Source organism: Rhizobium sp. N324 (assembly GCF_001664485.1).
Classification (GTDB): Bacteria; Pseudomonadota; Alphaproteobacteria; order Rhizobiales; family Rhizobiaceae; genus Rhizobium.
Window position 1 is genome coordinate 1,161,932 of sequence record NZ_CP013630.1, and the last position, 26,726, is coordinate 1,188,657.

At 63.1% G+C, this 26,726-nt stretch carries 18 protein-coding genes and 1 pseudogene; 7 read left to right on the forward strand and 12 right to left on the reverse strand.

Going from position 1 to position 26,726, the window contains the following annotated elements:
• Window positions 1-132 precede the first annotated feature (132 nt).
• Both AMK05_RS05520 and AMK05_RS36175 read right to left on the reverse strand, forming a co-directional pair.
• The gene (locus AMK05_RS05520; protein WP_064837247.1) at window positions 133-951 is read right to left on the reverse strand and encodes a DUF262 domain-containing protein; all 819 of its coding nucleotides are present in this window, start codon (window positions 949-951) and stop codon (window positions 133-135) included.
• A gap of 76 nt (window positions 952-1,027) precedes the next feature.
• Window positions 1,028-1,264 (reverse strand): DUF559 domain-containing protein, encoded by a 237-nt coding sequence (locus tag AMK05_RS36175; protein ID WP_064837249.1) that lies wholly within the window; start codon window positions 1,262-1,264, stop codon window positions 1,028-1,030.
• A 15-nt stretch (window positions 1,265-1,279) separates the two neighbouring features.
• Here AMK05_RS36175 and AMK05_RS05535 point away from each other — a divergent pair.
• A protein-coding gene (locus AMK05_RS05535; RefSeq protein ID WP_089152671.1) for an IS3 family transposase occupies window positions 1,280-2,469 on the forward strand; the annotation gives its coding sequence in 2 pieces (ribosomal slippage) (window positions 1,280-1,529 and window positions 1,529-2,469; 1,191 coding nt in all).
• Between the two features lie 95 nt (window positions 2,470-2,564).
• On the opposite strand, the pseudogene AMK05_RS36080 reads toward AMK05_RS05535, so the two are convergent.
• From AMK05_RS36080 to AMK05_RS05550, 4 genes and pseudogenes are all read right to left on the reverse strand, one after another.
• Window positions 2,565-2,756: pseudogene (locus AMK05_RS36080) on the reverse strand (hypothetical protein); the annotation flags it as partial.
• A gap of 41 nt (window positions 2,757-2,797) precedes the next feature.
• Window positions 2,798-4,252 (reverse strand): methylamine utilization protein MauJ, encoded by a 1,455-nt coding sequence (gene mauJ / locus AMK05_RS05540; RefSeq protein ID WP_064837254.1) that lies wholly within the window; start codon window positions 4,250-4,252, stop codon window positions 2,798-2,800.
• 99 nt (window positions 4,253-4,351) lie between these two features.
• Window positions 4,352-5,131 (reverse strand): SDR family NAD(P)-dependent oxidoreductase, encoded by a 780-nt coding sequence (locus AMK05_RS05545; RefSeq protein WP_064837256.1) that lies wholly within the window; start codon window positions 5,129-5,131, stop codon window positions 4,352-4,354.
• A 432-nt stretch (window positions 5,132-5,563) separates the two neighbouring features.
• A complete protein-coding gene (locus AMK05_RS05550) occupies window positions 5,564-6,181 on the reverse strand; it encodes a TetR/AcrR family transcriptional regulator (protein ID WP_064837258.1) in 618 nt (205 codons plus the stop codon).
• A 112-nt stretch (window positions 6,182-6,293) separates the two neighbouring features.
• Here AMK05_RS05550 and AMK05_RS05555 point away from each other — a divergent pair, with 112 nt between their 5' ends.
• From AMK05_RS05555 to AMK05_RS05565, 3 genes are all read left to right on the forward strand, one after another.
• Window positions 6,294-6,980, forward strand: a complete 687-nt coding sequence (locus tag AMK05_RS05555) for a PspA/IM30 family protein (RefSeq protein ID WP_064837260.1) — start codon at window positions 6,294-6,296, stop codon at window positions 6,978-6,980.
• A gap of 44 nt (window positions 6,981-7,024) precedes the next feature.
• Complete coding sequence (locus AMK05_RS05560; RefSeq protein ID WP_003569708.1) at window positions 7,025-7,306, forward strand: YiaA/YiaB family inner membrane protein; 282 nt, start codon at window positions 7,025-7,027, stop codon at window positions 7,304-7,306.
• Window positions 7,307-7,400: 94 nt separating this feature from the next.
• Window positions 7,401-10,796: an acyl-[ACP]--phospholipid O-acyltransferase gene (locus AMK05_RS05565; RefSeq protein ID WP_064837262.1), complete on the forward strand. Its 3,396-nt coding sequence runs from the start codon at window positions 7,401-7,403 to the stop codon at window positions 10,794-10,796.
• Window positions 10,797-11,140: 344 nt separating this feature from the next.
• On the opposite strand, the gene AMK05_RS05570 is transcribed toward AMK05_RS05565, so the two are convergent.
• The 5 genes from AMK05_RS05570 to AMK05_RS05590 form a co-directional block, all read right to left on the reverse strand.
• Complete coding sequence (locus AMK05_RS05570; RefSeq protein ID WP_237352176.1) at window positions 11,141-11,602, reverse strand: nuclear transport factor 2 family protein; 462 nt, start codon at window positions 11,600-11,602, stop codon at window positions 11,141-11,143.
• A 354-nt stretch (window positions 11,603-11,956) separates the two neighbouring features.
• On the reverse strand, window positions 11,957-12,241 hold the full coding sequence (locus tag AMK05_RS05575; RefSeq protein WP_064837266.1) for a GIY-YIG nuclease family protein: 285 nt from the start codon (window positions 12,239-12,241) through the stop codon (window positions 11,957-11,959).
• A gap of 368 nt (window positions 12,242-12,609) precedes the next feature.
• Entirely contained in the window at window positions 12,610-13,611 is a 1,002-nt protein-coding gene (locus tag AMK05_RS05580) for a glycine betaine ABC transporter substrate-binding protein (protein WP_064837269.1), read from the reverse strand.
• A 54-nt stretch (window positions 13,612-13,665) separates the two neighbouring features.
• The gene (locus AMK05_RS05585; protein ID WP_064837271.1) at window positions 13,666-14,781 is read right to left on the reverse strand and encodes a mandelate racemase/muconate lactonizing enzyme family protein; all 1,116 of its coding nucleotides are present in this window, start codon (window positions 14,779-14,781) and stop codon (window positions 13,666-13,668) included.
• 11 nt (window positions 14,782-14,792) lie between these two features.
• Window positions 14,793-15,920, reverse strand: coding sequence for an alcohol dehydrogenase family protein (locus tag AMK05_RS05590; protein ID WP_064837273.1), 1,128 nt, complete (start codon window positions 15,918-15,920; stop codon window positions 14,793-14,795).
• A gap of 242 nt (window positions 15,921-16,162) precedes the next feature.
• Here AMK05_RS05590 and AMK05_RS05595 point away from each other — a divergent pair, with 242 nt between their 5' ends.
• Window positions 16,163-17,101, forward strand: coding sequence for a LysR substrate-binding domain-containing protein (locus AMK05_RS05595; protein ID WP_064837275.1), 939 nt, complete (start codon window positions 16,163-16,165; stop codon window positions 17,099-17,101).
• A 333-nt stretch (window positions 17,102-17,434) separates the two neighbouring features.
• On the opposite strand, the gene AMK05_RS05600 is transcribed toward AMK05_RS05595, so the two are convergent.
• Entirely contained in the window at window positions 17,435-18,628 is a 1,194-nt protein-coding gene (locus AMK05_RS05600) for a TCR/Tet family MFS transporter (protein WP_064837277.1), read from the reverse strand.
• Window positions 18,629-19,275: 647 nt separating this feature from the next.
• Here AMK05_RS05600 and AMK05_RS05610 point away from each other — a divergent pair.
• On the forward strand, window positions 19,276-22,248 hold the full coding sequence (locus AMK05_RS05610; protein ID WP_064837281.1) for an NAD(P)-dependent oxidoreductase: 2,973 nt from the start codon (window positions 19,276-19,278) through the stop codon (window positions 22,246-22,248).
• A gap of 616 nt (window positions 22,249-22,864) precedes the next feature.
• Complete coding sequence (locus tag AMK05_RS05615; RefSeq protein ID WP_064837283.1) at window positions 22,865-26,725, forward strand: DUF4132 domain-containing protein; 3,861 nt, start codon at window positions 22,865-22,867, stop codon at window positions 26,723-26,725.
• Window position 26,726: the final 1 nt, after the last annotated feature.

Below are 26,726 nucleotides of genomic sequence, written 5' to 3' on the forward strand. Positions count from 1 at the left end.
CAAAGTTCTGCGCTTGCAAGTTCGGCTCTTGTCGCAGCGCTAGGCATGTCCCAACCGACACCGCTTCAAACCTAACTCTGGGAACTTGTGTGCTGTTGCCTGGGCGGAAGAAAGCGCGCGGCGAAGCTGCGTTTATGAAAGCCATACCGAGTTGAATTCGGTAGACTTTGCAGCGATAGCTGCATCATCCAGTTGGGCGTTGAATTCTCTGAAGTAGCGATCGAGAAATTTGCGCACGTCATGTGAAAATTCGGTATAGCGGTCGCTATATATGAAAAAGCGCGTCACAAGCTCTTGCCGTTCGCTTTCGGGGTTCTGATTGCCCCGAGAGCCCGTTCCGGGCGCTAGATTTCGGAATGCCGGTCGATTTGCGCAGTCGAGTACGAGGTTCAGAAAGGGTCCCTGGTAGGCTCCCTTTCTGATCTCAGCCTCGCTCAATTGTTTGGAAGACGTATTGACGCGTCGAAACAATTCGATCCTTGCACTCTGGTCAGTACCCTCTTCGAGCACGAATGAGCGAATCGGACTGTTGAGGAAACGCTTTCTGATAACGCCTGGAATATCGCTGAACCGAAGGCCATTCAGTGCGTCAAGCTTCTCAAGGCCGGTGAGTTTGAACTCATTATTTGTAAAGCCAACGAGGGTGCGAATGCGTTGCGAACCGTCCACGAGTTCCAAGCTACCGCCTACCTCATAAAAGAATACCGGGGGAACCGGAATACGGAGCATCAAGCTTTCTATAAAGTAGGATTTTCGCTCGTCATCCCACTGAAGTGACCGTTGATAGTCGGGGATATAAATATCACCCTCTGATGGGTCTTCCTCCTTGTAGCGGCGTATTAGTGTTTCGACCGGGTAATCCGTCACGAGGTATCGAATTTCATTGCGCGCATCTTCAACGCTGCGCTGGATTTCAGCGTCGGTGACTTTTGTATTATCGGTCAATGTCATCCCTCATTTTCTCTCTCTCGTCTTTATTACATAGAATGATTTTATTTACTTCAGGTTGATTTTTGGTGTGCTGCTATCAAAAGCCTCTGGCATGGGTGACGGTTGAGACGATTGCATCGACGATATCGTCAGCCACTTGGTGTTCCCAGAACCTCAGTACCGTCCAGCCAAATTGCGCGAGCACTTCCCTAGTTTCAACGTCGCGCTCCCGATTCCTATTGATCTTGCTCAGCCAAAACTCCGGGTTTTTTCTTACAATGGTAGTGACCTTGCCCCGTCGAGATAATCCATTTTGAAGTAAGCTCTGGCCCATTGAGAGGACCAGAGAATGAAGCGCAACCGTTTCACAGACGAACAGATCATCGGGATTCTGAAGGAGCACGAGGCTGGCACGCCGGTCTTGGAGCTTTGCCGCAAACACGGTGTCAGCGATGCCAGCATCTATAAATGGAAAGCGAAGTTCGGCGGCATGGAAGTGTCGGAAGCCAAACGGCTGAAGACGCTGGAGGACGAAAACACAAAGCTGAAGCGGCTTCTGGCAGATGCCATGCTCGACAATGCCGCTTTGAAAGACCTTTTGGGAAAGAAGTGGTGACGCCCGCAGCAAAGCGGCGAGCTGTCGCGCATCTGGTTGATCAACATCAGATGAGCGAACGGCGGGCGTGTAAAGCCATCGGCTATTGTCGGATGACGATCCGTTACGAAACCAGGCGCGGTGACGACCATGACCTTCGCGATCGGATGAAGGCGCTGGCCCATGAACGCCGCCGCTTTGGCTATCGACGTCTTCATGTGCTGCTCAGACGTGAGGGACATCTTGTGAACCACAAGCGGCTCTTCCGGCTCTATCGAGAGGAAAAGCTGGCCGTGCGCAAGCGCGGCGGCCGCAAGCGAGCGATAGGCACACGAGCGCCGATGCTGATCCCGATGGCAGCCAATGATCGCTGGTCGTTGGACTTCGTGTCGGATCAGTTCACCGATGGGCGCAGGTTCCGAGTGCTGACCGTGGTCGATGATTGCACCAGGGAGTGCCTGGCGCTCGTCGCCGATACGTCCCTTTCCGGCCTGCGGGTTGCTCGTGAGTTGGACCGGATCATCGAGGGGCGAGGCAAACCGAAGATGATCGTCAGCGACAATGGCAGTGAGTTCACCAGCAACGCGATCCTGCAATGGACGGATCGGACCAAGGTGGAATGGCACTACATCGCGCCCGGCAAGCCGATCCAGAACGCCTTCATCGAAAGCTTCAATGGGCGGCTGCGAGACGAGTTCCTGAATGAAACGCTCTTCTCGTCACTGGCGTATGCTCGGTCAGCGCTTTCAAACTGGTGCAGCGATTACAACGATCATCGACCGCATTCCGGCCTCGGCTGGCTGACACCGGCCGAGTTCGCCCAGACCATCAACCCGCGACGTGATGCGGTGCTGCGCAGCCGGAATGGCTCCGCACCGCAACCCGCCGCTACCGCCGCAAATACAGCAACCCAAAACCGTCGGAGCGAACTCAAAACTGGATAAAACTTGGGGGCAAGGTCAGTAGAATGCTCTGGACACCCGTGCCAGAAGCAACCGTCAAGGAAGATTGCAATTTTCAGCCGGGGAAAAGCGATGTCGCAACTCCGCCTTTTGAGATTCGGGAGTGAGTAGTTGACTCGGTATCGCAGACCGATCGCATAAAGACGAGTGCGGATATTCTGCTCGAACGAATTATCTTTCCCCCGTGTCCGTTGCATTCGCTTACGGACGGAAGGGGCGGTCTCATATGAGCTTTGCGTCATCGTTCCAGTCGCTCCGTGGACTCCCATCGGAAGTCAATGCATGGCAAAAAGCACTGTTCCACATTGTATCATGAGCGATTGTTAGAGCCCGCCACGCCGCCAACTTCATCGGCAAAATATGAATCCGAGAAGCCGTATTCGGTTTTAAGGAAGTGGCGCGCAAGGGCGTGGATAATCTCCGCAGCGGAGTGGAGCCGTCGAATTTCGAGAGATGCGTCGGCATCGGAAGGAAACTCCTCGGAAGCGTGCGCCGTAGCGACGCGGCAATTATCGAAGACGTATTTTTGAACGTCCTTTCCATTTCGCGCTTCCTCGAAGCGCTTCATCACCTCCGGCGCGAGCGTCGCAGCGACAGTGTTAAAGACATTTCGGATCCAGATCTTCGTCGGGTTAGGTGTACGCCCATCGGACTTTACCCGTCGCTCGAAGACCTTGAAAAAGCTGAGCACTGCGAATGTCACCAGCCCGGCTTCACGAGCGTTGAGGCCTTCGCGATAATAGGCCAGTCGTTGAAGAAGTTCAGGGTCGTCGGGAAGCGACCGAGAGAATAACCATTGGCCGGCAATCGTGCCGCCTTTCCCGTATTGGCGGATCGGCACTGGTACCGGGTTGCCCGACCATCCATCGCCGAGGACGGCATGCTGATCTTGGCACCAGCTTAAAATGCTTAGAAAGCGATTCAGCAGCGTGCGTGCGTCTTCAATGGAGAGACGTTCGGCCGTAAGGTCAATGCTGATCGAGCGTGTATTGTCCTTGGTCTTTGGAAATAAAACGAAGCGGTGGCCCGCGAACTCAACGCGGGTCGGATCCCCCGGCCATGCAACGGCGGTGTCGACCGGCAAGTTCAGAAAGCGTGAGTTCGGACGCGCTCCCAAACTTTTATGAAATGCGTCCCTTTCCTCTTCGTTTTCATATTCTGTCCAGTTGGTCTTCAGAGGGAGATCAAGCTGGCGGGAGAGAACGACCTCCTTCCTGAGGCGCAGAAAGAAGTCTCGCCCGAGCGCAAGCTGCCGCGCCGACGGAGTACGGATTCGATCGTGGTCGTACCGCTGCTCTGCGCCGTCGATCAGAAGAGATATCGCCATTTTGGAGATATATGAGACTGTCTTCCTATTCCCTCCTTGATCGAAGACCGCTCGGGCATAGTACTCGTCACTGTTGTCGCTTCGTTCGATAATGAAGGTCATCGCGACGAGTGAGTTGCAGGCTTCATTGCTAGAGAGAACGGCGGCGACGGTGTCGAGTAGAGTTGCCGAAGCCTGAAAGGAGGCGTTCGCACCCCCGACAGCACAGAGGCCGCCGAGGCACAGCGATACGTGGCCTGCCCACCCCGGCGATACAGGAACGAAGCCGAGCACTGCGCTCGCGATCTGCCTGTCATTTAGGCGTGTCGCCGCAGTCTCGCGGCCACGCGGAAGAAGGCCGTGTCCCCGCAGGTGCTCAAATCTTTTAAGCGTATCGTGGAACGGATCAGGCCGGGCAAGCGCGGCATGGAGAATTTGCGAAAGGCTTTTGGCGTACATATCGACTTGATATCGCCTATGGCCCGATCAAGCCAAATACTTTGTGTCCGGGGGACGGGCAAACATCGAGCGGGAACGCCCACTAACCCGTCTTGCGCCTTACCGGCCCTCTTCGAACAGCCGAACCCCAGTCAACTCCGCCAGCCTCCCCACCAACCCATCCTGAAACCCCGGATCACCAACCTCCGCCGCCGCTTCGCGCTGCTGCCGATGATACCAATACCCACCACTCACCTTGGCGGCGTCATCATCGCTCGTCGCCAGCCACGTCTGCGTGAGATGCCCCATCTCCAGGTCATCCGGCGCGCCGGCGCCGCCCATCTTGGTCGGCACCCAGCCGGGGTCGACGGCGTTGCTGAAGACGTCCGGCCAGTGGCGGGCGAGGGCGGCGGCGAGGGTGGCGATGTAGAGCTTGCTTTCCGAATAGGCCTGGCTGGCGTTCCATGGCCGCCGCTTCCAGTCGATATCGTCAAGGGCGCTGCCGCCGCTGCGGTGCATGCCGCTCGTGAGATAGATCAGGCGGTCGGGGCGGGTGATCCAGGCGGTGAGGAGGTAGGGGGCGAGCACGTTGACTGCCAGCGTCTTGGCGTGGCCTTCCGGCGTTTCGCCGCGGCTTCTTTCGAGATAGATGCCGGCATTGTGGATGATGGCGTCCATGCGGCCGATGGCGTTGACCTGCTCGGCAATGGAGCGCGTTTCGGCGGCGCTGGCGAGATCGCCGATGACGAGGCCGAGGGCGGCGCCTGATGTGTCTGCGATGGCGATGGCGCGCTCGCGGGAGCGGGCGTGGAGGACGACGTCGTGGCCTTGGCCGATGAGGGTGCGGGCGGCGGCAAGCCCGAGGCCATCGGTGGAACCGGTGATGAAGATGCTGCTCATGGGGTTTCCTTTCGCGGTGGCGTGGTGGGGGCAGAGTGCTTGGGTGGGGGTGCTTGGGTCAAGTCTGAGGACGACGGAGGGTGGGGAGGGGGATTGGCTGGAGGCGAGAGCGTGGTGTGATTCTAGTGGTATGTGGGGGCTGTTTTGCCAGTGGTTTTGCCCCTCACCCTAACCCTCTCCCCGTAAAAACGGGGCGAGGGGACGTGCCATGCGAGACGTTGGAGAGGGACCAAGAGGTTGCGGCATATTCCCTTCTCCCCGTCAGAACGGGGAGAAGGTGGCGGCAGCCGGATGAGGGGCATTTTCGCGGTGATTTCAACGGCTTGACGCCGGTTCCCGTCGGCATCATTGGCGACGGGCGTGGATCCTCGGGTCAAGCCCGAGGATGACGGAGAGTGGGGGAGCGTTTTCGCCACACCACCCAACGCCGCCTCACTCACCCGCTTCCCTTCGCCGCTCCGCCCCCGCCGCAATCGTCTGCACCAGCTCGTCCACCTCCCTTGCCAGCCGCTCCAGCGGCAATCCCACGAACCGCCCCTCCAGGCTGATGCTGACCACCCCGTGGACGGCGCCGAAGAGGGTGCGGGCGCGGATGGCGCGGTCTTGCGGCGGCATGTCGGGCTGCAGTTCGGCGAGCGGTTCGGCGATCACGTCCATCAGGAAGAGGTGTTCGTCGAGGTGCCATTGCGGCGTCGGGGCGGTGTCGGGGGGGAAGTGGTCGAACAGCGCCTTCCAGAGGTTGCGGTGCTCGACGGCGAAGGCGAGGTAGCCCTGGGCGAGGTTGCGCAGGCGGTCGGTCGGGCTTTTGTCCCTAGCCTCGGGCAGCGTCAGCCTGGCCTCCAGCGCCTTCAGCGTCGAGGAATTGACGTGGATGACGAGCTCGGCGAGGTCGGAGAAGACGGTGTAGAGACCGCCGAGCGCGCAGCCGGCGTCCTGGGTGATGTCGCGGGCTCTAAGGTTGGTCAGCCCGTCGCGGGCGATGCGCTCGCGCGCCGCCTCGACCAGCCGCGCCTTCAAATCCTCGCGTTTTTCTTCTCGCCTGCCGGCCATTAACCATTCCACTTCGACTTTTTTGAACGACGTTCAAAATTTATCTTGAACGTCGTTCATGATTCTGCCATAACAGCACTCGTGAACAACGTTCATAAACCGGAGGCAAGAAATGTTCAAACTGATTTCTATTCTCTTGCGGGGCAGGGCGCATGATGCCGAGCAGGCCTTTGCCGATCGCCACGCCGTGCCGCTGCTTGCCCAGCAGATCCGCGATGCCGCCCAGGCGATCCAGTCGGCGCGCCGCAGTGTCGCCGTCGCCATCGCCCAGAACGAACAGGAAAAGGCGCAGCATCAGGCGATCCTCAGCCGCATCGCCGATCTCGAGACCCGCGCCTGCGCAGCGCTGGACAAGGGCAATGAGGGCCTGGCCCGCGAGGCGGCCGAAGCGATCGCCTTTCTCGAAGCCGAGCGCGATGCCTCGGTGGCGGCGCAGGCCCAGTTCACCACCTCGATCGGCAAGCTGAAAGCAATCGTGCGCTCGGCCGAGGCGCGGCTGCAGGAGCTGCAGCGCGGCGAGCGGCTGGCGCGGGCCACCGAGCAGGCGCAGAAGCTCGATGTCGTGGTCGCCGGTCCCGGCCTTGCCACCCTCGACGAGGCCGAGGAGACCCTGGCGCGGCTGCGCCTGCGCCAGAGCCAGAATGAGCTGACGGCGGCGGCACTGAAGGACATGGAAAGCACCACCCGGCCGGCCGGCATCATCGAAAAGCTTGCCAATGCCGGCTGCGGCGCGCCGCTCGGCTCATCGGCCGATGACGTGCTCACCCGGCTGAAGAGCCGCATCACGCCGGCCGCCTGAATTCATCCACTCGACCAACCCATCAAAATTGAAGGATCACTGCTATGAACGACAGTTTCCAGAAACATTCCGCCAGCTGGGTCAGCTTCTCCTACATCTCCTTCGGCTCGGCCGCCTTCATGCTGGCTCTTGGCCTTTACATGATGCCGCTCGATCTCTGGGGCAAAGGCTATCTTGCCATGGGCATCCTGATGCTGGTGCAGACCACGGTGAACATCACCAAGACGCTGCGCGACAATGCCGAATCCGAGAAGCTGATCCGCAAGGTCGAGGATGCCCGCACGGAAAAACTGCTCGTCAAATTCAATCGTAGCGATGAAGATTGATCTTCCTTAACCACAGCGCAGAGTTGTTGCCGCATTCAACCAATGGGTAACAACTCTGTGGCCTTCTCAGCAGGCCGAACGAGGGACCAAGCCCGTGCAACACAATCTGATGACGTCAAGGAAATTCGCGCCGCTGTTCTGGACCCAGTTCCTCACGGCCTTCAACGACAATTTTCTGAAGAACACGCTGGTGTTCCTCATTCTCTTCAAGATGTCGGCGAGCGAGGGGGCTGCCCTGGTGACGCTGGCCGGCGTCATCCTCATCGTGCCCTTCCTGCTGCTCTCCGCACTCGGCGGCGAACTGGCCGACAAGCACGACAAGGCGAAGATCGCCGAACTACTGAAACGCTGCGAGATCGGCATTGCGGCGCTGGCCGTCGTCGGCCTCGGCTTTTCCTCCATCTTTGTGCTGATGGCGGCCCTCTTCGGCTTCGGCACCGTCTCGGCGCTGTTCGGGCCGATCAAATACGGCATCCTGCCCGATCATCTCGATCGCCGCGACCTGCCAAAGGCCAATGCCTGGATCGAGGGCGGCACCTTCATCGCCATCCTCGCCGGCACGATCATCGCCGCCCTGGCTTTCTCAAGCGGCGACAATGTGCTGCTGTTCGGCTCGATGATGATGGGGCTGTCGCTGCTCTGCTGGCTGGCGAGCCGGATGATCCCGCCCACCGGCTCCAAGGCGCCGGATTTGGAGATCGACCGCAATGTCATCCGTTCCAGCTACACGCTGGTTATGGAAATCCGTAGGGATAAGCGGCTGTGGCGCTCGGCGCTGATGAATTGCTGGTTCTGGCTGGTCGGCGCCTTCGTACTGTCGATCCTGCCGACCATGGTCACCGAGCTGCTCGGCGGCTCCGAGCTCGTCGTTCCCGCCTATCTCACCGTCTTCGCCATCGCCGTCGCCGTCGGCTCCGGCATTGCCGCCTGGATGTCGTCGGGCCGCATCGTGCTGCTGCCGGCCCCTGTCGGAACGGCGCTGCTCGGCCTCTTCAGCCTCGATCTCGCCTGGAACCTCTGGGGCCTGGCCTCTGCTGCGCACGCGACGACGATCCTCGATTTCTTCGCCGGTCAAAACACCATCCGCGTCGCCATCGATCTCGCCGGCATGGCGATTGCGGGCGCCTTCATCGCCGTTCCCACCTTCGCCGCGCTGCAGACCTGGGCGCATGAGGATCGCCGCGCCCGCGTCATCGGTGCCGCCAACGTGCTCTCGGCGCTGTTCATCACCGTCGGCCTCGGCCTCGTCGCCGTCATCCAGGCGCTCGGCGCCTCCATTCCTGAGATCCTGATCGGCCTCGGCATCCTCAATTTTGCCGTCGCCTGGCTGATGCTGAAGACGCTGCCGACCAACCCCTTCCGCGATTTCATCTCGATCCTGTTCCGCGCCTTCATGCGGCTCGAGGTCGAGGGGCTGGAGAATATCAAGAAGGCCGGCCGCGCGCCGATCATCGCGCTGAACCATGTCAGCCTGCTCGACGGCGCTTTGGCGCTTGCCATCACCGAGGAGGAGCCGACCTTCGCCGTCGATTACAAGATCGCCCAGGCCTGGTGGGTGCGGCCCTTCCTGAAAATGTGCAAGTTCCTGCCGCTTGACCCCACAAAGCCGATGGCGACCCGCTCGCTGATCAAGGTGGTGCAGGACGGCAGCCCGATCGGCATCTTCCCCGAGGGCCGCCTGACGGTGACCGGCACGCTGATGAAGGTCTATGACGGCGCCGCCATGGTCGCCGACAAGACCGGCGCGATGGTCGTGCCGGTCAAGATCGACGGGCTGGAGAAGAGCTATCTCTCCTATCTCGATAACGGCAAGATCCGCCGCCGGCTGTTTCCCAAGGTCAAGGTGACCATTCTCGAGCCGGTGAAGCTCGAAGTGCCCACAGAGCTGAAGGGCCGCAAGCGCCGCACGGCGGCGGGTGCGGCGCTCTATCAGGTGATGTCGAACCTGCTGTTCGAGACCGCCGATACCTCGTCCACCGTGCTCGGCCGCGTCATTCAGGCGGCCCAGGAATTCGGCATGAAAAAGCTCGCCGTCGAGGATCCGGTCACCGGCAGCCTCACCTATGGCAAGCTCTTGACGGGTGCCGCCGTGCTCGGTGCAAAATTCCGCGCCCGCTTCCCGGAGGCAAACATCGGCGTCATGCTGCCGAATGCCAATGGCGCCGCCGCCACCATTCTCGGGGTCATGAGCGCGGGCAAGGTGCCGGCCATGCTGAACTTTACCGCCGGTGCCGCCAACATCCTCTCCGCCTGCAAGGCCGCCGAGGTGAAACATGTGCTGACCTCACGCGCCTTCGTCGCCCAGGCCAAGCTCGGCCCCGTTATCGCCGAGATGGAAAAGCAGGTGACGATCGTCTGGCTCGATGATCTGAGAGCCGAAATCGGCGCGCTCGACAAGATCCGCGGGCTCATCCGCAAGGGCCGGCCGCTGGTCAAGCGCCAGCCGGATGATCCGGCCGTCATCCTCTTCACCTCGGGCTCGGAGGGCACGCCGAAGGGCGTGGTGCTGACCCACCGCAACATCCTGTCGAACGCCGCCCAGGCCGCCGCCCGCATCGATTTCCACAGCGGCGACAAGGTGTTCAACATCCTGCCGGTTTTCCATTCCTTCGGGCTGACGGCCGGCACCGTGCTGCCGCTGATCTCCGGCGTGCCGGTCTATTTCTATCCGTCGCCGCTGCATTACCGCATCGTGCCGGAGCTGATCTACGTCTCCAACGCCACGATCATCTTCGGCACCGATACCTTCCTCAACGGCTATGCGAGGACCGCGCATCCCTACGACTTCCGCTCGATCCGCTATATCTTCTCCGGCGCCGAGCCGGTGAAGGCCTCGACCCGCAACACCTATATGGAAAAATTCGGCCTGCGCATCCTGGAAGGCTACGGCGTCACCGAGACCGCGCCGGTCATCTCAATCAACACGCCGATGTATAACCGCTCCGGCACGGTCGGCAAAATCCTGCCTGGTATGGAATGGAAGCTCGAACCGGTGCCCGGCATCGACGAGGGCGGAAGGCTGCATGTGCGCGGCGCCAATGTCATGGCCGGGTATCTCCGTGCCGAAAAACCCGGCGTGCTCGAGCCGCTCGCCGATGGCTGGCACGACACCGGCGACATCGTCACCATCGACGAGGACGGCTTCGTCAAGATCCGCGGCCGCGCCAAACGCTTCGCCAAGATCGGCGGCGAAATGATCTCGCTCGCCGCCGTCGAAACGCTCGCCGCCGAACTCTGGCCGGGCGCGCTCTCCGTCGTCTCGTCGCTGCCCGACCCCAAGAAGGGCGAGCGCCTGGTGCTGCTCACCGAAGCCGAAACCGCCACCCGCGCCGAATTCCTCGCCTTCGCCAAGTCGAAGGGGGCGATGGACATGATGGTCCCGGCCGAGGTCACCATCGGCAAGGTGCCGGTGCTGGGTTCGGGCAAGGTCGACTTCGTCGCGGCGCGCAAGCTGGCGGAAGGTGCGCTTGAGAAGGGGGAGGCGGCGTAGGCGGGGCTTGGCCGGCGTCAGGCGCCGGATAAATTCATGCAAAGTGCGTGCGGCATGGATACTCGGGTCAAGCCTGATACTCGGGTCAAGCCCGAGTATGACGGAGTGTGTGGGACGCGATCGGCAGGAGGCGAGGCGTTTGGAGGAATTCCGGCAAGATGCGCCAGCGGTTTTGCCTGAGAACGCGTAAAAAAATGGCGGCAATCGAATAACCGCGACGCTTACGGTTCTTGCGCACACGTTCCCCCACCCTCCGTCGTCCTCGGGCTTGACCCGAGGACCCGTGGCCGCCAGCATTTCGGCTCGGTGTGGTTACCACCACCGCCGCATCGCCGGCATCATGCTCAAGCTCTGACGCTTTCGAGATGCCAGACCTTGGCGACGATCCGCCAGCCCTCATCACCCCTTGCGAAGCAGAGATGGTCGATGAAGATGTTGGCGTGGATCCGCAGCCGGACCTTCACCGTCGCGGCCTTCTCTGCCAGCCAGTCGATCAGGATGATGTCGTCCTCGCGATCCTGCCCGCGGCTGGCCGGGGAGACGCGCTTGGCGATCACCGCGCGGTAATCGGCGATCGGATCCACCGTGATCTTTCCCTCGTCGGCGTCGAACAGGCTGCAGGCCGGGTGAAAGATCCGGTCGAACAAGGCGAGGTCGCAGGTATAGAGGGCATCGAAATAGGTCTGGATCGCATCCAGCAGTTCGGCATTGCGGCGCATGGTGTTTCCCTGTTGTTGGCCGGGGAAACTCGCATGCCTGGCGCCGGCGCTGCCAGTGGCGAAACTGCCAAATATGACGGTATTCATCCAAATGCCGCGAACTCTCGTTCCGCGCCGAACAGGTGAAAAAGACCTTCGACATACAAGCGCAGCGCTTGCGGCATGGATACTCGGGTCAAGCCCGAGTATGACGGAGGGTGGGGGAGCGCGGGCGGCAAGAGGCGAGACGTCCGGAGGAATTCCAGCAAGATGCGCCAGCGGTTTTGCCTGAGAACGCGTAAAAAAATGGCGGCAATTGAATAACCGCGACGCTTACGGTTCTTGCGCAAACGTTCCCCCATCCTCCGTCGTCCTCGGGCTTGACCCGAGGACCCACCGCCACAAGCACTTCGGCTCGATGTGGTTACCGCCAACGCCATGGCCGCAAGCACTGCTTTCGCCTCACCACAGCGTAAGATAGAGATCATCCCACCCAGGATTCATCGCCTCGACCAGGTCGACCTTCCATTGCCGATACCAGCGTTTCAATGACTTCTCCCGTTGGATCGCACTGCCGATATCCCAATGTTCCTCGTACCAGACGAGGCGGGTGCAGCCATATTTCCAGGCAAAGCCCGGCGTCAGCCCTTCACGATGCTCATAGATGCGGCGCTCCAGATCGGATGTCACGCCGATATAGAGCGTGCCGTTTTTCTGGTTGGTGACGATGTAAACATATCCCGCCATGTGCGCAGAGTGCTGGGCATGGATGCTCGGGTCAAGCCCGAGCAGGACGGAGGGTGGGGGACGCGATAGGCAAGAAGCGAGACGTTCGGGGGGGCAGCGAAACTGAGCAAACGGATTGGGAAAATTGCGTAAAGCGAAAAGCGCTAATTCCAGCAGAACCACTGCACTTGTGGTTCTTGCCCCATACGTTCCCCCACCCTCCGTCGTCCTCGGGCTTGACCCGAGGACCCATGGCCGCAAGCGCTGCGGTGCGTGATGCGAGAGGAGAAGGAACACACCTTGCGAACAGAGGGGTCGCGGCATGTCCCTTCTCCCCCGGAGAAGGCGGCGGCAGCCGGATCAGGGCTGGGCCTCCTACTCCTGAGCTGTCAAAGCGCGGCCTTGATTTTCTCGGCGACGTCGGCCGGGACCCATTGCGACCAGATGCTTTCGTCCTGCTGGAGGAAGCGCTTGGCGCCGTCTTCGCCGGTGCCCTGGTTTTCGGTTTCCCAGGCCATGATCGTGCCGACCGTGTCGTTGCTCCAGCCGCGCTTGTTGAAATAGGCCATGACCTCCGGGCTGGTGCGGTCGGCGAACTTCTTGGTGAGCACGGTCATCACCTTGTCGACCGGCCAGTCGGCGACCTTCGGGTCGGGGCAGGCGAGGTTGGTGATGCAGCGCTTCCATTCGACGGCATCGGCCGAAGCATTCTGCTTGAGCATCACCAGCTGATATTTGCCGAGCAGCGCCGTCGGCGCCCAGTAATAGGTGATGAAGCCTTGCTTGCGTTCATAGGCCTTGCCGATGGCGCCATCCAGGCCGGCCGCCGACCCCGGGTTCATCAGCGTGAAGCCCTTGTCGGCCGCCTTATAGGCCTTGAACAGCTGCGTCGTCACGACGGTCGCGCCCCAGCCTTCGGCGCCGTTGAAGATCACGCCCTTGCTCGGGTCTTCCTGATCGGGGAAGAGGTCGGGATGGGCAAGCGCGTCTTCGACGGTCTTGATCTCGGGATGGGCGTCGGCCAGATATTTCGGGATCCACCAGCCCTGGATGCCCCCATCGGGAAGGGCCGGGGCGCCGAAGACGATTTTGCCTTCCTGAACGCCGCGCGGAACGATCTCCGGCAAGAGGTCGACCCAGGTTTCGGAGGAGACGTCGGGCTCGCTCTTTTCCACCATCGATGTCGTCGTCGGCACCGTATCGCCGGGAACGGTCTCGACGTTGCAGCCGTAGCCGTTCTCGAGAATGAACTTGTCGACGAAGGTCAGCACTTCGGCGCTCTGGGCATTGTGGACGGCGAGCACCACGTCGCCGCATTCGGCCGCGTGGGAGAGCGATGCGCCGCCGGCAAGGCCGGCCAGCAGACATGTGGACGCAAGCAGTTTTTTCATTTTCGTTCCCTCTTTTTTGCGGCGTCGGATAGGACAGGGCGCCGCGTTTCCTGTTTAGACGTAGCGTGCCACCGGCTCTCCGAGCACTTCGAGGCGCGGCGCAATGCCGAGGCCCGGGGCGGTGGGGGCGGTGACGCGGCCGTTGCGCACGGCAAAATCGCCGTCGGCGGTCTTGATCGCGACGATGTCGCGGCATTCGAGCACGCAGCGCAGGTTCTTTTCCGGCACCGTCTGGCCGAGATGGACGATGGCGGCGAAAGCGATGTCCGAGCCGGTGGTTTCCTGGACGCTGACGGTGTAGCCGGCGGCGACCGAAATATCGCGATGGCGGCGGCCGCGGGTCAGGCCGCCATTCTTGGAGATCTTCAGGCCGATGCCCTCGGCGGCGTCGTCGCTGAGGAGCTGGGCAATCGCCGCATCATCCGTCGCCAATTCGTCGAAGATGATCGGCACATCGGTGCGCCGCCGCAGTGACAAACATTCGCGCCAGGTCGCGCAGGGGGCTTCGAGCACGAAATCGAGCCCGGCCGGCAAGAGCCGCAGCATGCGCAGCGCGGTTTCCACCGTCATGCCGCCATTGGCATCGACGATGAAGAATTCGCCCGGCCGCTTATCGGCGAGCGACGCGGCAATCCGGGCGGCGTCGACCGCCGGCTCGTCGCCGATCTTGACCGAATGGGCGATATAACCGAGCTGGCGATGCTCGGCGACGCGCCGGCGCATATCGTCCGGATCGCCCATATAGATCGACGAGATCACCGGCATTTTCACATCGGTGCGCCCGCCGAGCAGCTCGCAGACGGGCAGGCCGACCGATTTGCCAAACAGATCCCAGCAGGCGACGTCGAGCGCGGTCTTGGCATGCAGATGCCCGACCAGCGCCTGGTCCATCGCGTCATTGATGCGATCGACGCGGCGGGGATCGAGCCCGATCAGGCCAGGCGCGATTTCGGCAATGCCGGCGCGCACGCCGAGCGCATGCGAGGCGATATAGGTCGATCCGAACGGCGTGCTCTCGCCCCAGCCCTCCAGCCCATTCTGCGCCGTGATCCGGACGATCGTCGCATCGAAGCTTCGGTATTCACGCCCGCCCGACAGCCGGTAGACGCCGCCGCGGTAGGGCAGGTCGACCTTGAAGACGTCGATTTTTTTGATTTTGAGTTCGCTCATTTTGGCTCTTCTTATTCGGGGATGACGAGAACGAGCTTGCCGGTGATGCGCTTCGACAGGAAATCCCGCTGCGCCTCGACGATCTCGTTCAAAGGATAGCTCTTGCCGACGAGCGGTTTGATTTCGCCGCGCTCGACATAGGAGACGAGGTTTTCGAAAACGACGTCCTCCTGGAAGGTGCAGCCGAAGAAGGTCAGGTCCTTGAGATAAAGCGTCCTGACGTCGAGTTCGACGATCGGCCCGGCGATGGCGCCGGCAATGGCGTATCGCCCGCCCTTCTTCAGAACGTCGAGCAGCTCGCCGAAGGATGGCCCGGCGGCGACGTCGAGCACGACGTCGACCGTCTCCCGGCCGAGGTGGGCTGCGATGTTTTCGCCGCGCGCAAGCACCTTATCGGCGCCGATCGCCAGCAATTGCCCGGCCTTGTCGGGGCTTGCGATCGCCGTGACGGTGGCGCCGCGGCGCTTCGCCAGCTGGATCGCCGCCGAGCCTACGCCGCCGGAGGCGCCGGCGATCAGCACATGCTCGCCGGCGCCGACGGCTGCGCGGTGCAGCATGCCCTCGGCGGTGGAATAGGCGCAGGGCAGCGACGCCAGCTCGACATCGCTCCAGTCGCAATCAATCTTGTAAGTCTCGCGCGCCGGCGCCACCGCATATTGGGCAAAGCCACCATCGCATTCCGAGCCGAAGGTCCAGCAGTCGAACGGACGATAATCGACGTAAGAGCGCAGCATGTTGCGCACCAGCACCCGCTCGCCGATCCGGCCGTAATCGACACCGTCCCCGACATCAACGATACGCCCGCAGCAATCGGCCCCCTGGATGCGCGGAAAGGCGAGCGGCACGCCGGACCAGCTGGCGTCGGCGTCCTGCGCCGACCGGAAACCTGTCGCCCCGCCGCCTTCCGTGCCTGTTGTCACCGCCTTGGAATACCAGCCGATGCGGGTATTGATATCGGTGTTGTTGACGCCGGCCGCGGCGACGCGGATCAGCACCTCGCCGGCTTTGGCCCGGGGAAGCGGAATATCCTCACGATATTCCAGTTTTTCGAAACCGCCATGGCCGGTGAGGAGAACGCCCTTCATCCGCTCGGGAAGCCTTTGCACGGCCTGTTTCGACCTTGATGTCTCGATGTTCATACCTGTTCGGGACCTCGAAAATAGCGTCGCCCAACGCGCGGCCGAGCACCGGACGGGCGTCTTTTCCTGGCGACATGCTGTTTGTGGGTCCTATGAAAGCGGCAGGCAGGTCCTGAAGACAAGACACATAAAAATCCGGCATGTGTTGAGTTGAACTCAAGACATGCCCGTCTGCGTGCGTTATCATGGCGGAAATATCAACTCCGCGCCGACGGACGCGGGGGGAGAGATGGGAGAGATCAATGGTTCGTCGTTTCTACGGTCTGCCGTCGCTGACCGCCCTTGCCACCTTCGAGGCCTCCGCCCGGCACGGCAATTTCACCCTGGCGGCGGCCGAGCTCAACGTCACCACGGGGGCCGTCAGCCGGCAGATCAAATCGATCGAGCAGGAACTCGGCGTCGCCCTGTTCGTGCGCACCGGCAAAGGGGTGATGCTGACCGCGCCGGCCGAGGAACTGCACCGGGCGCTGGCAAGCGGCTTTTCCCGGGCGTCCGAAGTGGTCAATTCGATCAAGCAGGGAGATAGCGCCCGCAATGTGACGATTGCCTGCAGCGAAGTGTTCGGGTCGATGTGGCTCATTCCCCGCATGCCGGATTTCTGGCGGCGCTTCACCGACATATCGGTCGACCACCTGATCGGCGACAATTTCAAGGTCTTCCGCCGCTCCGAGCTGGAACTGCGCATCCGCTACGGATCCGGCAAATGGATCGACGAGACGGCGGAATTGCTGTTCGACGATTGCCTCTACCCGGTCTGCAGCCCGGGTTTTGCCGAACGGCATGCCGGCGCTGCCGCCGCCGATCTTGCCGATCTGCCGCTGTTGAATGTCGAGTGGGTCGAGCCCGGCTGGACCGGCTGGGAAGAGGTGCTGTTGCGCGCCGGCGTGCCCTATCGCGGCCTCAGCGGCAGACGCTTCGGCAAATTCAGCGTCGCCCTCCAGGCCGCCATGGCCGACCAGGGCCTGGTCGTCGGCTGGCACCGCCTGGTCGGCCCCCTGGTCGAAAAGGGCGATCTGGTGCGCTTCACCGATCTGGTCGTTGCCGATCCGGGCGCCTATTACCTCACCTGGAACAACAGCCGCGAACTCCCTGCCGCCGCGCTGGCGCTGCGCGACTGGATCAGGCTGCTCGCCGAGGAGGAAAGACGCGCGCCGATGCCTTTGGCGAGGCAACCCGCATGAAACCGTCCTGATGGACGCTTTTGTCATATGCGCGGCCAGAGATCGCGGGTCGTAGTCGTCGCCATCAATGCTCGGGTCAAGCCCACGGCTGTCCGGTTCATGCTGAAATTGCCCCTCACCCTAACCCTCTCCCCGTTCTGACGGGGAGAGGGGACGTGCCCTACGCGACGTTGGTGAGAGACCGAGAGGTTACGGCTTGCCCCCTTCGCCCCGCGTGCGGGGGTCCGAAGGACGGGTCGAGACGCGTGGCTCGACCCCGGTCGGTGCCGGCAGGCGGATGAGGGGCAGGCTTCGCCGATCTCCCAGGCGAAGCCGCAGCCTCCCCCAACAATTTCATCCCGCCGACGCCGGCCCCAGCACCTTCAGCCTGAGACCGAGCACCAGCGGCACGGCAAGCGCGTAGACGGCGACGACCGATAGCCAGATGGCGCCCGGCCATTCCTCTCGGACGAGGAAATAGAGGCTGGAAAAGCCAAGCGGCGCGATGATCGAGGCGAGGCTGACGGCCGAGGCCAGCACGCCCTGGAACTGGCCCTGGCTGTTCTCGTCGACCTGCCGGGTCGCGAGCGATTGCAGCGCCGGCACGCCGATGCCGCCGAGGGTGAAGACCGGCATGATCGCAAAGATCATCCAGCCCTGGCCGGCAAAGGCCATGACGGTAAGGGCGAGGGAGACGCCGGCAACACCCACGAGGATCGCGGCGCGTTCGCCGAGCAGTTTCACGGCCGGCCCCGGCAGCAAGGCCTGGGCAAACGTCTGGCAGATGCCGAAGGCGCCCAGCGAAAGGCCGATCGACAGTCCGTTCCAGTGAAAGGCATCGCTGCCCCACAGCGCCCAGCAGGTGCCGTAGGCCTCGCCGGTGGCGCTGAAGATGAAGAACAGGATGACGATCGGCAGCAGGCTTTTGACCTCCAGCACCGCGCGCAGCGGCTTGAGCGGATTGAGCGCCGCCAGATCGGTCGTCTCGCGGCTGCCCGGGCGCGATTCCGGCAGGACGAAGACGGCGAGCAGCAGGTTGGCGCCGTTGAGCACGGCGGCCGCTACAAACGGCAGCCGCAGCCAATGATCGCCGAGCACGCCGCCGGCGACCGGGCCGATGATGAAGCCGAGGCCGAACATGGCGTTGAACAGGCCGAAGCGGCGGGCGCGTTTCTCCTCCGGCGAGATGTCGGTGATATAGGCGGTGGCGACCGAAATATTGGCGCTGGTCAGCCCGGCGATCGCCCGGCCGACGAACAGCAGGGTCAGATTGGGCGCAAAGGCGAGGAAGAGATAGTTGACGGCGGCACCGGCGAGCGAAATCAGCAGCACCGGCCGGCGGCCGATCCGGTCGCTGAGCGTCCCGAGCACCGGCGCGAAGATGAACTGCATGAGCGCATAGAGCGCCGTCATCGCGCCGATAGTGGGCGCGACGTCTGCGGCATGGGTGACGTCTTCAAGCAGCGACGGCAGGATCGGGAAAATCAGCCCGATGCCGACGGCATCGAGAACAATGGCGGTGAAAATGACGATAAGGGATCTGGTCATGGGTGCGTTCCGGGTCGACGCAAGCCGGCAGCGCCGACAGAGTGCGCCGATAGCTCACGATGAGGCCTGATCTGGTCAGGCATTGGTTTCAGGGAGGTGCTGGCCGAACCATGGCTGATGCGCATGGCGGGCCTGTGCTCGACCGCCTGGACGACCCATTCGTCCACCTGTTTACTCCGCCACTGAGCGGATCAAGGGAGGCAGTCGCTTTTCGCGACGGGCAAGAGATACGCCGAATGGTTGAGTAGGGCAAGCCTGTTTTGTGTTGGGGGTGAGCGACTGAGGGCTGCGATATCAACGGGCAATAGGTCTCTGATCCGGCCAAGGCCCCTCCCCAACCCCTCCCCACAAGGGGGAGGGGCTTAACCTGCCGCACCCATTTTCCATATCTGCGACGCTTCGAGTGGAACCCGGCGAGCGCTCCGGATTAGTCCCTCCCCCTTGTGGGGAGGGGTTGGGGAGGGGTCTTTCACAGCCGGATGAAGGGGCTGGCATGAGTCGTCTCGCCTGCTGCCAAATGCACGAACATGAACGGCAGCACCCCAATGGCGCGTTTCGCCTCTCCTGCGGCGCATATGAGGTTGTCTCGCCGGGGCAGTCGCTTCACCATGAAGGCAACTTCAGCTCCGGGAACAGACAGGCAGGCCATGACAGATATCGCGCAGATGCAGGAACAGCGATTGAACGCCCTTCGACAGACCGCGTCGGGCGCGCCGAAGCTGCCGTCCAACCCGTTCTTCGGCGTCGGGCCGATTACCGATGCGACGACCGACGAAGTCGATAGCCGCCTGCGGCGCATCGCCTTCGACGCCTGGATCGAGAAGACCTATCGCAAATTCGACGACCGGGGCAACGATATCGGCGGCTTCACCACCGCCGAGATTTCCCGCAGCATGCATCGCGGCTATCCGGCCGACAAGATCCTGACCGACATGATGCGGGCGATCCATCGCTATTTCGGCTTCCCGAAGGAGAACCGCATGGCGGTGGGGCTCGGCGGCGGCCATAGCGGTTTCACCGTCTGCATCCAGCACCTGATGAATGCCAACGATGCCGGCCAGCGCGTCTATGTCGACACGCCGCGGCCGGAGAGCGATCCGTCCAAGGCCGCCGGCTTCTTCCGCCAGTCCTGGGCGACCCAGCTGATCGAAATGCAGCGTTTCGCCGAAAAGGGCTGCGAGAGCCGCATCCATTTCGCCGCCTCCGAGGGCGTGATCCCGACGGCGGCCGAACTTGCGGCGCTCGGTGTGTCGATCTTCGTCGGCGTCGGCCACGAGACGACGGGGGCCAATGCCTATACCAGCGCCGAGATTCGCGAACTGCTGAGCTGGCTCGACGGCGACCCGGCCAACCGCCATGCGGTGTTCGACGCCACCTCGATGCTCGGCGCCATGCCCTGGGAGCCCGAACTCGTCAGCGCCGTCATGGCGAAATGCTGCCTGTTCATGCCGTTCCAGAAGGCGATCGGCGGCATTTCCGGCTATTTCGTCGCCTCCTTCACCCCGCATGCGCTGGCGCTGATCGAGAAGAACCAGCAGGATCCGGCCTGGGCGATCCCGCGCCAGCTGAAGATCGCGCCGCCGATCGATCCGCGGCAGCCGTTTTCGGCCAAGCGCTCGGTCGATGCCGGCCCGTTCTATGATCCGGCCGAGGACCGCATGCTCGGCGGCGTTATCAACACCTACAGCGCGCTCGCCTTTGCCGAGACCACCTTCGGCCTGCTGCAGTCCGAAGCCCGGGTCGGCACCATCGTCGAGCTCAACCGCCGCTCCGCCGCCAACCGCGCCGTGATCGACGAATGGGTCAAATCGCACCCGCTGCTGTCGCTGACCGTCACCGATGCCGAGCGCCGCGGCGCCGCCGTGACGCTGCTGAAGGTCGAGGACGACATCACCGATGCCGGCATCCACGCCCGCATCATCGCCCGTTCCAAGCAACTGCTCGGTTATGAGGGCATCACCCATCCGAACGGCGAATACGAGCCCGGCCTCGACGCGGCCCGCTACGTCAACGCCTTCCCCGGCACCCCCGGCGACTACCGCGCCTGGGTCGGCGGCATCCGCGAGCCCGACGATGTCGTCGCCCTGCTGGAAAACCTGCAATATGCCTATCTCAGAGCCAAGATCGTCGTGCTCGAGGAGGAGCTGGCAAAACACAGCGTCACCTTCGAGGCGCCCGCCAAGGCCGATGGCGCCGTGCGCAAGGACGATCCGAACCGCGCCTATACGGTGCTGATCGCCGATCTCGTCGGCCTGCGCTTCGGCGCCGGTGGCGAGCCGGATTACAGCGAGGTCAAGGCCTATATCGAGGAGAAGGGCGGCAGCTTCCATCTCGGCCCTCTCGGTGATCGTTCGGCGCTGGAAAAGGGCCGCATCCACTTCTTCTATCAGCCGAACCTCAGCACCGAGGCGGAGATCCTGCCGCAGACCGATAAGGGCCAGTATGACGCGCTGATCGCGGCGGCGACCTTCATCCCGAAGTCCTCCGTCTTCCCGCTCGGCGGCGTGCGCATCGGCGCCGGCACCGGCAATATGGGCTCGGCCTCCTGGGGCGGTGGCAACGGCGAGGGCGGCGAAGCGGCGCTGATGAACACGCCCGGCATCAACAGCCGCGCGACCGCCCAGATGGCCGTGAAGGCGATCCTGAAGGTCATGCCCGACCTCCCGGTCGACAGGCTGCACCGGATGGTCGCTGGCGGCGATTTCGATACCGGGCGCCAGCTGAAGGATTTCCCGACGGCCAAGCTCGAGGGTCGCAAGCTCGCCGTTCTCGGCTACGGCAATATCGGCCGCGAAGTCGCCAAGCTCGCCAAGGCCTTCGGCATGAAAGTGTCGATCTATGCCCGCGAGAATCACAAGCGCTGGATCGAGGCCGAGGGCTTCGACTATGCCGCAAGCCCTGTGGAAGCGGCAAGCGGCGCCGACGTGCTCTCCGTCCATATCGGCCTCGGCCGCCTGGATGCCGCGACCGGCATCTATTCCAATGCCGGCACCGTCAATGCCAAGGTGCTCGGCGCCATGAAGGACGGCGCGGTGCTGGTCAATTACGATCGCGGCGAAGTCGTGGACGCCGGCGCGCTCGATGCAGCCCTTGCCTCCGGCAAGATCGCCCATGCGGCGATCGACGCCGACCTCTTCAGCGATGCGGCGACCGGCACGCTGAGCGGCCCGATGCTGCCCTACCTGCCGCTCGAGGAGCGCCACAAGGGCAAGCTGGAACTGCTGCCGCACGCCGCCGCCGACACTGACCACCCGTCGCGGGTGACCGGCGCCAAGCAGGCGGTCGACCAGATCTTCGACGTCATCCGCTTCAAGTCGGTCGTCAATCTCAAGGGCGACCTGCCGGAAGGGCATGTCTCCGGCGGCAGCCGCACGCCGGCCGGCATCGGCAAGGTGACGAAGCAGGTCGTCGCCGAGGCCGGCGGCAAGGCAGCGCTGCTCGAAGAACTGCGCCAGGCCTCGGAAAAGATCGCCGCCATAACAGGCGCGCTGTCGGCCGTTTCCGACCGGGGGCACCAGGCGCGGATCGTCGAGCGTTACACCGGCCTGCTGGTCGAAAATGCCGACCGGCAGCGGACGCTTCTCGATCAGCTCGGCCTGTATGGGCCGGCGGAGGGGTGAGGCCATCGACGGCACGGCGAGTGGCGATGGTTTTTTGTCGCTGACGTCGTGCCGTGTGGCCCCCTCATCCGACCCTGCGGGCCACCTTCTCCCCGCTGGGGAGAAGAGGGAGCAAGGCGCTCCGACACTGACAAAAGAACCCGCCCGCTAATAGGCACTTCATCCAATGGGATCGATGGCGAAGCCGCGCGCTCCCTCTTCTCCCCAGCGGGGAGAAGGTGGCCCGAAGGGTCGGATGAGGGGGCTGCACGGCACAACCTCACATCATCATTCATTCCGCGACTCTGCGCTCGAGGCCGTTGGCCTGCGGGCGCCATCCGTGCTTGGTCCAAGGGCGGGCATCGAGACGCTGCACCGCAAGCGTGCCCCTCTTTCCCGCTTGAAAATCTCCCGATATGCGCTAGCTGTGAGCATCGTCATACCACCGATATTTGCATATTTAATTGATAGAAGATATTTCGGATTGCTGCCTATGCTCGATGCCCAGCGCTGCCCTGTTTTCCCAAGAACGCCGTCCGGCCGCGGCATCATCCAGAACACATGAACCGCAAGAACGCGCCGCCCGGCGTTGCTGAGGCAATGCCGGTGAGGAGGGGCGAGCGAGGGAGGACTGACGATGTTCGTTGAGGGTTTGAAGAAGCTGCTGCGCGGCCGTTCCGAAACGCAGGATGCGGCAGCCAAGGGCGGACTGACGGCCGGCGACAGGGACGCTGTTGTCGCCGACCTCGCCTCCTTCGAGGGGGTGGAGAAGGGGCTCGGCAAGGCCCTTGCCGGCTACGTGCTGTCGGGCACGGGCGACGCGTCCCTGCTCCATCTCAAGAACCTCCTGAAGAATTCCAAGGACGAAATCCGCGTCAGGCTGAACAACGCCTTCATGGCCAGTGCCGATGATTGGAAAAACAAGGCGGAGGCGAGTAAGCGCAGCAAGGCGAGAGAACGGCTGATGTTCGGTCTCGAAGGTTTCGATGCCGCCGCACTCTATCGTTACTTCCTGCTGCACAGCGAGTTTCGTCAGCAGAGCAGGGCCTGGAACTTCCCCGGCAGCGATCGATCGCCGTATTGGCTGCGCGCAGCCACCTATCTTCTCGATATGCGCGTGCCTGAAGGGGGTGCTCCGCTCGGTTTTCTCAGCGCCGAACGCGCGCTCGAAATGATGGCGGCGGCCGGACTTGCGCCCTCGGTCGCGCCGCTGATCGATTGCGCCTTTGTCGACGGCGACGTGCCCTACGGAAATCTGACCCAGCGCATGCTGAAGCTTCCGGGCCTTGTCGATGCCATCGGCGCCATGCCGGAGGAGGCGGTCAAGGCGATCGGCGGTCTTGCGGCCGGCGGCCGCGAGGCGATGACCAGCTTCATCGGCCAGAACGGCTTCATCGATCGCGAACCGCAGTTCTTCGATTTCGCCTTCGCCATGGCAGGCGACGGCGCCAAGGCGGTGCGCGATGTCGCCGTCAATGCGCTGAAGGCGGCGGATGCAGCCAAGGTCCAGGCCAAAGCCGAGGAATTTCTCGCCTCCCGCAAGGCCAACGAGCGGCTGGCCGGCGTCAACATTCTCGCCGCTTTGCTGCGCGAGAAGTCCCTGCCGATCCTCGCAAAGCACGAGGGCCAGGAAAAATCCAACACGGTGATCGCGGCGATCGGCACGATCCGCGCCACCTATGCCGCGGGCGCTGCCCGCTCGGGCGAGGACGGCCAGGCGGATGGCGGCGACGGCTATATCGCGATCGACGGCAGTTTCGTCGCCGTGCCGCCGGTCGCCTCCACGCCGGAGATGCCGCTGCCGGCCGATCTGGAAGAGGCCTTCCGCAAGATGCTTGCCGAAACCAACGCGGCCGCCCGCATCGATTACGACCAGACGCCGCCGGGCAAGGAATGGAACCAGCGGCCGGCGCGACCGTTCTCGGCGCCCTTCGACCCGGGGCTGGCAAAACACATCGTTGCCGCCATGTCCGGCGAGCGGCTGAGCGAGGCGCAGCGCCGCCAGGTCTGGGCCGCGATTGACGGCAAGGGCGGTTATCACTGGGAGCGTCAGAGGAACCAGGTCCACGCCAACGGGTTGAAGGCGATCTTCGCCCGTGCCGATATTTCCTTCGAGGCGCTGTCGTGGCTGCTGTTCCAGGCAACCGACGGGCGCCATTGGCAGCATATATTGCGGGTCGTGCTCGGCGTGCCGAATTACTGGATGCGCGGCCCCGACGATGAACTGGTCACCCGCATCCGGGCCGGCGCCGATATCCGCATCCTCGCCGACATTGCCGCGGCGGCCGGGGCGCCGGCCTTCGGCGCCATGACAAACGAGCTTGTCGACAGGGCCTATGTCAATATCGCCGAGATGATCGACGAGCCGGCGCCGGCCAATGTCTGGCCGCTGCTCGCCGAAAATTTTGCGGCGATCGATGCAGCACTCGCCGGCGACGGGCTGAAGGAGCGCTGGACCGAGGATTTCATCTTCTCCTGGCTGCGCTTCTTTCCGCATCTGCCGCGCCGCTATTTCCCGCTGGTCGCCGATCGTGCCCTGCAGGCCGGCGTGCGCCAGCGCGACTTCGCCCGCCACCTCCTGCGCGAGGTCGACGATCTCACGCCGCTGATCACGCCGATGCTGACGGCGGGCCCGGAGGCCAAACGCATGGCCGCCGCCCGCTGGCTGGCCGAGCGGCGGGACGCCAATGCGATCGCGCCGCTGCGCGCAGCCATTGCCAAGGAAAAATCCGTCGCGGTCAAGGCGGCCGCCCTGTCGGCGCTCGCCGCCTGCGGCGACGATACCTCGGATTTTTTCGCCGAGGGTGCGCTGATTGCCGAGGCGGAAAAGGGGCTGGCTTCGACCAAGGTCGATTATTCCGCGCTGTTTGATGCCGAAAACCTGCCGGCGCTGCATTGGGCGGATGGCCGCGAAGTGTCGCCGGTGCTGGTACGCTGGTGGTTTGCCCGTTCGCACAAGCTGAAAATGCCGGCCGGCGATCCGCTGATCCACATGGCGCTCGAACGCCTCCACCGGAAGGATGCCGAGCGGCTGGGGGCGGCGGTCGTCTCGGCCTTCATCTCCTACGACACGCAGCGCCCGACGAGCGCGGAGGCCAATGCCCATGCGGCGGCCAATGCCAAGCAGCGCTACGATTATACGAAGAAATGGCGCACCGATTTTACCGAGGAGCTGGCCTTTGCCGAGCTGCGCCGGGAAAAGCTCGCCATCTATTTAAACAGCGCGCTCGATCATCGCGGCCTGCTGGCGCTTGCCCGCTTCGCGCCGCCGGCCGAGACCACGCTTCTCGTCAAGCGTTACCTGCGCGAACACGGCAAGCGGCCGAACCAGTGCCGGGCGCTGCTCGATGCGCTGATGGCAAACCCGGTTCCCCAGGTGCTGCAGCTCGTGCTGATCGCCTCGCAGCGCCACAAGCAGCCGGGCATGCGCAAATATGCCGGCGAGGTCATCTCCGCCTTTGCCGAGGCGCGCGGCTGGACGCCGGCCGAACTCGGCGACCGCACCATGCCGTCGGCCGGCATTGACGAGGACGGCTTGCTCGAACTGCCGATCGGCGAACGCCTCTATCGCGCCCGTCTGGTCGCCGAAACGGCCAAGAACGGCAAGGAGGAGATGAAGCTCATCCTCGAAAATCCCGACGGCAAGCCGATCGCCTCGCTGCCGACGCCTTCGGACCCGGAGGAGGCGGAAGAGGCGAAGGAGGCGAAGAAACTGCTTTCCAGCGCCAAGAAGGAACTGAAGCAGACCGTGGAGCTGCAGAGCGGCCGCCTCTACGAGGCGATGTGCACGGCCCGCCTCTGGCCGCGCGAGGATTTCGAAACCTTCCTGCTTGCCCATCCGATCGTCGGCCGGCTGCTGCGCCGCCTGGTTCTGGCCGGCCATGACGACAAGGGCAAGATCGTCGCCAGCTTCCGCGCGCTCGACGACGGCACCTTCACCAATGCCGAGGACGAAGCCGTCGATCTCAAAGACTTTGCCGGCATCTCGATCGCCCACCGCGTCAGCCTCGGCGAGGCCGGGGCCAAGGCCTGGAAGACTCATCTCGACGATTACGAGGTCAAGCCGCTGTTCGAACAGCTCGACCGGCCGGTGCTTTCCGAGGACAAGCCGCACGCCAAGCGCATCGACGACCGCAAGGGCTGGATGATCGACAATCTGACGCTTCGCTCGGCCGCTGAGGCGCTCGGCTATATCAGAGGCCCGGTCGAGGACGGCGCCGGCTTCTACACCTATGAGAAGACGTTCGGCGATTGCGGCGTGGCCGCCATCATCGAATTCACCGGCAGCTATATCGGCGAGAGCGAACGCGTGCCGAAGGCGCTGACCGAGATGCGTTTTGCCCGCATCCAGCCGGGCGGCCGGGTGACCTATGGCGGCGAGACGCCGCTTGCCAAGGTGCCGCCAGTGCTGCTCAGCGAAACCTGGAACGATCTGCGCGCCATCGCCGACAAGGGCACCGGCTTCGATGCCGCGTGGGAAAAGAAGGGTGGATGGTGAA

Coding starts and splice junctions, on each gene's coding strand:
- AMK05_RS05520 (WP_064837247.1), bottom strand. CDS start 951: ATGACATTGACCGATAATACAAAAGTCACCGACGCTGAAATCCAGCGC.
- AMK05_RS36175 (WP_064837249.1), bottom strand. CDS start 1,264: ATGGGCCAGAGCTTACTTCAAAATGGATTATCTCGACGGGGCAAGGTC.
- mauJ (WP_064837254.1), bottom strand. CDS start 4,252: ATGTACGCCAAAAGCCTTTCGCAAATTCTCCATGCCGCGCTTGCCCGG.
- AMK05_RS05545 (WP_064837256.1), bottom strand. CDS start 5,131: ATGAGCAGCATCTTCATCACCGGTTCCACCGATGGCCTCGGGCTTGCC.
- AMK05_RS05550 (WP_064837258.1), bottom strand. CDS start 6,181: ATGGCCGGCAGGCGAGAAGAAAAACGCGAGGATTTGAAGGCGCGGCTG.
- AMK05_RS05555 (WP_064837260.1), top strand. CDS start 6,294: ATGTTCAAACTGATTTCTATTCTCTTGCGGGGCAGGGCGCATGATGCC.
- AMK05_RS05560 (WP_003569708.1), top strand. CDS start 7,025: ATGAACGACAGTTTCCAGAAACATTCCGCCAGCTGGGTCAGCTTCTCC.
- AMK05_RS05570 (WP_237352176.1), bottom strand. CDS start 11,602: ATGAATACCGTCATATTTGGCAGTTTCGCCACTGGCAGCGCCGGCGCC.
- AMK05_RS05575 (WP_064837266.1), bottom strand. CDS start 12,241: ATGGCGGGATATGTTTACATCGTCACCAACCAGAAAAACGGCACGCTC.
- AMK05_RS05580 (WP_064837269.1), bottom strand. CDS start 13,611: ATGAAAAAACTGCTTGCGTCCACATGTCTGCTGGCCGGCCTTGCCGGC.
- AMK05_RS05585 (WP_064837271.1), bottom strand. CDS start 14,781: ATGAGCGAACTCAAAATCAAAAAAATCGACGTCTTCAAGGTCGACCTG.
- AMK05_RS05590 (WP_064837273.1), bottom strand. CDS start 15,920: ATGAACATCGAGACATCAAGGTCGAAACAGGCCGTGCAAAGGCTTCCC.
- AMK05_RS05595 (WP_064837275.1), top strand. CDS start 16,163: ATGGTTCGTCGTTTCTACGGTCTGCCGTCGCTGACCGCCCTTGCCACC.
- AMK05_RS05600 (WP_064837277.1), bottom strand. CDS start 18,628: ATGACCAGATCCCTTATCGTCATTTTCACCGCCATTGTTCTCGATGCC.
- AMK05_RS05610 (WP_064837281.1), top strand. CDS start 19,276: ATGACAGATATCGCGCAGATGCAGGAACAGCGATTGAACGCCCTTCGA.
- AMK05_RS05615 (WP_064837283.1), top strand. CDS start 22,865: ATGTTCGTTGAGGGTTTGAAGAAGCTGCTGCGCGGCCGTTCCGAAACG.